Genomic DNA, 4,396 nt, shown 5'->3' on the forward strand with positions numbered 1-4,396 from the left:
GAGGCGGGCCACAGCGGGAGTTCGCGGCCATCGGGGCGGCCCGGCCGGTCGGCGCCGTCGGGGTGGTCAGCGCGGTCGGGGTGGTCGGCGTTCCCGGGGCGGCCCGGGTGGTCGACCAGCAGGTCGTACTCGCGCAGGCGTGCGGTCACCGTGGCGAGCGCCGCCTCCACCCGGGCCGGAACGGCTTCCGGGTGCCCGTCCGCCTCGGGTCCCAGCCGGGCCTCCAGCAGCTTCCACAGGGCCGGCAGCGCCCGACTGCCCTCCAGGGTGAGGCTGGTGCCGCGCCCCCGCAGGTGCAGCCCGTCGCGCAGCGGCGTCACCGCCACGCCCGGGCGCAGCCGGGGACGGGGCTCCGGGGCCGTCACGCCGCCCCCTCGACCACGGCGATCACCTCGTCGACCCGGTCCCGCCACTGGTGCCCGGTGAGCTCCGGCACGCTGCGCACCACCAGATGGGCGGCGAGGTAGCGTTCCACCGGCCGGACGTCACAGATCGCGAGCAGCCTGTACAGGCCGTTGGTGCAGGCCCGGTAGATCAGGTAGTCGGGGCGGCTCCACATCGTGCCCGCCGGGTCCGACCGGTGCAGCAGCTGGTGGAACTCGCTGTAGACGGTACGCAGTTCGGGGTTCCACCGTTCGGCGGTGGCCCGGTCCCCGAGCGCGGCGGCGCGGTCCCGGTACTCCGACCGGTCGCCGCCGAGGTCGGCCCCGGCCGCCAGCAGTTCCTCCGCCCGGCGCCAGGCCGTCGCCGACCAGCGCGCCCAGTCCCGCTCCCAGCCCTTCGCCCCGCCGTCGACGATCCGGCCGACCAGTGCCGTGACGGCCCGGCCGCTCCCCTCCCAGTGCCGCTCGAACGCGTCCCGCAGCCGCCCGTCCGGATCCTCGTGGACGAGGAAGTCCTCCAGGTGCGAGAGGAAGGAGTAGTGACCGCCGATCAGCCCGTCCGGGTGGGCGGCCGCGTGCGCCGCCAGCGCCGCCGCCACCAGCTGGACCCTGGCCTGCGGCGTGTCGCCGTGCGCCCCGAGGAAGTCGCAGGCGGAGCCGACGGCGGGCAGTCCGAGTCGCAGCAGTTCGTCCCGCAGGGCCGCCGCGTCGGGCCCGAGCAGCGCGTCCAGGGAGGTCGCGGCCCCGGCCTCGACGGGCTCCACCCGGACGGTGTTGTCCGGCACAAGCGGACCGTAGGGCGGCGCGACCAGCTCGACCCGCCCGGCGACGGCCGCCTCCGCCAGCACCTGGGCGTCGGTCCGGTCCGCGACGGACGGATGGGCGGCCGTCCACGCCCGCAGCGCCGCCGCGGAACGCTCGGCCGCGGCGGCCACCCGGTCGGCCGGGCCGGACAGCCGCAGGCGCAGGTGCGGTCCGAACCGCCAGTGCCGCTCGACGTGCACGCCCAGGCCGTCCCCCGCCGCCTGCCGGGCCAACGGCAGCACGGCCTCGCGCAACGCCCGGGCTTTGGTGGGCTGGTAGTAGTACAGGACCACGTCACACGCCGTCACGGCCCGCGGGCCACCGGCCGGATCACTCATCGAACGCCTCCTCGACGCTGCACGGATGGACCTCTACGGATGGGCCTGCACGGATGGGACTTCGTCTCCGCTGCGGCCCCGGTGCGGCGGCCGCTCACCACTGGCTGCCGCCGGGCCCTGTCCGGGCGGTCACCCCACGCCCCGCTGGGACGGCGGTGGGCCGGGCAGGGCGGTACGTCTCGGCGACGAGTTCCACGGCCCCGGTCGGCCGGGGCCGGCCACCGAGCGCCGGCAGGGCCTCTTCGAGGACGACGCCGCGGGGGTGGCGGGTGAGCCATTTGGCGAGGTGGTGCAGGTGGAGGGGGTTGCCCAGGTCGACCGGCTGCGGTTTGGGAGCGCGCAGCCGGGCGATGAAGGCGTCGACGGCGTGACCCGCTGCGGGGCCGGCTGCGGGGCCGTCCGGCACGGGGTGCAGGAACAGCTGCTCGGGGAGGTCGAGGAGGGCCCGCCAGCGGGCGGCGGTGGCCGCGGGCACGTCGCCGGGGCCGGTCTCGGCGGCGAGGTCGGCGCGCAGGGCGTCGAGGACGGCCGCGGGCAGGTGCCAGCGGCGGCGGGCGAGGACGACGTGGCCGTAGCGCAACCGGGGTGTGCGGGTGACGGTGCCGCCGGGAGCGGGCAGGGTGGTGCGGGGCAGCAGCGGGCGGAAGTCGACGATGCCGTTGGGGTGGTCGGCGAGGAGGGGTGCGAGCCGTTGCGGCAGCATGATCGGCGCGAGGAAGCCCAGGTAGAGCACGTCGAGGGCTTCACCGGTGGTGCGCAGCCGGAACCGGAGCTGATCGGTGGCGGGGTCGTGGACGAGGTCGAGGTCCGGTTCGGCGAGGTTGGTCCAGCGGCGGTCGGGGCCGATCTCGTCGGCGAGCAGCCGGGGGTGGAGGTTGGCGTTGAAGCCGCCGACCGGGCGGATCTGGGCGGCGCGGGCGCCGTCGCCGAGGCCGCGGCGGATCTGCCGGGCGACGTCGGCGGCCTGTGGCGTGCCGGCGTCGAGGAAGCGGCTGGTGAAGCGCCCCCAGCCGCCGTAGACGTGGTTGACGCACAACAGGCCGTCGGCGAGGTCGTGTTGGACGAACCAGGAGTAGCTGAGCGGCCGGGCGGCGGTCCAGTCCGGCAGGCGGGCGGCCAGGGCGCGGATCCGGTCGGTGGGCAGCAGCAGCTCGCCGTCGACCACGGGTGTGGCGGTGAACTCCTCCCGCAGGAGGCGCAGTTCCGGCGGTCCGGCGGTCCGTCCTGCGTCGGCCCAGGCTTCGCCGGCATCGGCGCCGAACTCCCACGGGGTGACGCAGACGCCGCCGACGCCGTAGCGGGCGACGAAGCGGTCCCGGGCCGCCCGGCGCATCAGGTGGCCGAGGTCGAACAGCTCTGCCAGGGCGGTGAGTTCGCCGAGCGCGGCCCGGTCGGCGCCGTCCAGGTCGTGTCCGGTCGACCGCGGGCCGGGCTGGATCGGCCGGGCAGGCTCCAGCCGGGGCCGCGGCGGCGCTGCGGCGTGGACGTCCTCGGTGAGCACCGTGAGGGGCGCGGCGCCGGGCGGGACGGGCCGACCGGCGTCGGCGAGCAGCCGGCGCCAGTCGGCGGCGAGAGCGGCGAGCAGCGCCGGGCGCCGCTCCGCCTGGGTCGTATGGAACTGGGCTGTGTGATCGGAGAGTTGGTGGAGGCGTCGGCTCAGGTCGGCGTCCTCGGGCCACTGCCGCAGCCAGTCGCCGAGGCGTCGCAGCGGGTCCTGGTCCTGCGGATCGACGGGGTCGGCGGGCACGAGCAGCCGGGCGTCGAGGAGTTGTCCGACGAACCGGTGCACGGCCGGGTCGCCGCCGGCGCGGCCGAGGGCGGCGGTGAGGCGCTCGGTGAGCCGGGCCGGAGTGTCCGGGGTGTCGGAGAGCGCGCCGAGGAGCGCCAGTTCGGAGCGGGCCGCGAGTTCGACCTCCTCCTCGCGGGTGACCAGGTAGCGGCCGCCGGCGAACAGCACCCGGGTGCGGGCGTAGCGGGCGCGGTCGCCGTCGATCCGGGCGGCGCTGGCCATCCGGTGCGGCAGGGTGCGACTGCGACGGGGTTCGTCGAGCAGGGCCTGGACGAGGGCTCCGACCAGCGTCCGGTTCTCCTTGACGACCGCGCGCGGGGCGGTGTCGCCGCCCGCCGCCCAGCCGACGGCGGTGAACCAGGAGAGCGGGCTGGTCTTGCTGGTGGCCCGCAGGGCGTGGCGCAGCACCGCGGCCTCCTCCTTGCGCGCCCGGCCCCGCCGCTCCCCCGCCGCACCGCCGTCGCGCGCCGTGTTGCCGACCGCGCGCAGCAGGTCGGCGCTGGTGAGGGCGACGGCACGGGTGAACGCGGGTGAGCGGCAGAGTTCGGCGAGGGCGGCGCGTTCGGCGGCCAGTGCGGGCGCGACGGCGGCGGCGAGGTCGTCGAGCAGGCTGGTGCGCCGCGCGCGCAGCTCCAGCCACTCGGCGAGGCGCGGGGTTCGGGCGGGGAGGTCGGCGAGCCGGGCGAGCAGGGCGGCGCGCGGCGGGCGCCCGTTGTGCAGGTCGCGGCGCAAGGGGAGCACGACCTGCCGGTGGAACGCCTCGCCGTGGCCGGCGCGGCCGGCGTGGAGGTCGTCGCAGAGGGCGGGCCGCAGGGCGGCGTCCGCGGCTTCGACGGCGGTGAGCCGGGCCAGCAGGGCCCGGACGACGGCGGCCGGGGCCGACTGGGCGGGGCGGGCGAGGACGGTGGCGCGCACCAGGGTGTACGGCGCGGTGCTGACGGGTGGCGGCGCCGGGGCCTCCTGCGGCCGGGCGGGGTGGGTCAGGGCTCGGTGCGGCATGGCGGGCTCCCTCCGACGGACCCGTGGGGCGGACAGACCTGGGTACTGCTCGTCTCGGCCCTGGCGTGCGGCCGCCCCGGGTG

2 protein-coding genes and 1 pseudogene are annotated in these 4,396 nt (G+C 77.4%); all 3 read right to left on the reverse strand.

What is annotated here, in order from left to right:
• Positions 1 to 365, reverse strand: a pseudogene (locus tag ACFV61_RS34745) (hypothetical protein); the annotation flags it as partial.
• Positions 362 to 1,525: a lantibiotic dehydratase C-terminal domain-containing protein gene (locus ACFV61_RS34750; RefSeq protein WP_063345887.1), complete on the reverse strand. Its 1,164-nt coding sequence runs from the start codon at positions 1,523 to 1,525 to the stop codon at positions 362 to 364. The gene ACFV61_RS34750 and the pseudogene ACFV61_RS34745, both read right to left, overlap by 4 nt.
• Positions 1,526 to 1,619: 94 nt before the next feature.
• Positions 1,620 to 4,313, reverse strand: a complete 2,694-nt coding sequence (locus tag ACFV61_RS34755; protein ID WP_380496094.1) for a lantibiotic dehydratase — start codon at positions 4,311 to 4,313, stop codon at positions 1,620 to 1,622.
• Between the last annotated feature and the right edge of the window lie 83 nt (positions 4,314 to 4,396).

It is taken from the genome of Kitasatospora sp. NPDC059817 (genome assembly GCF_042731835.1).
Classification (GTDB): domain Bacteria; phylum Actinomycetota; class Actinomycetes; order Streptomycetales; family Streptomycetaceae; genus Kitasatospora.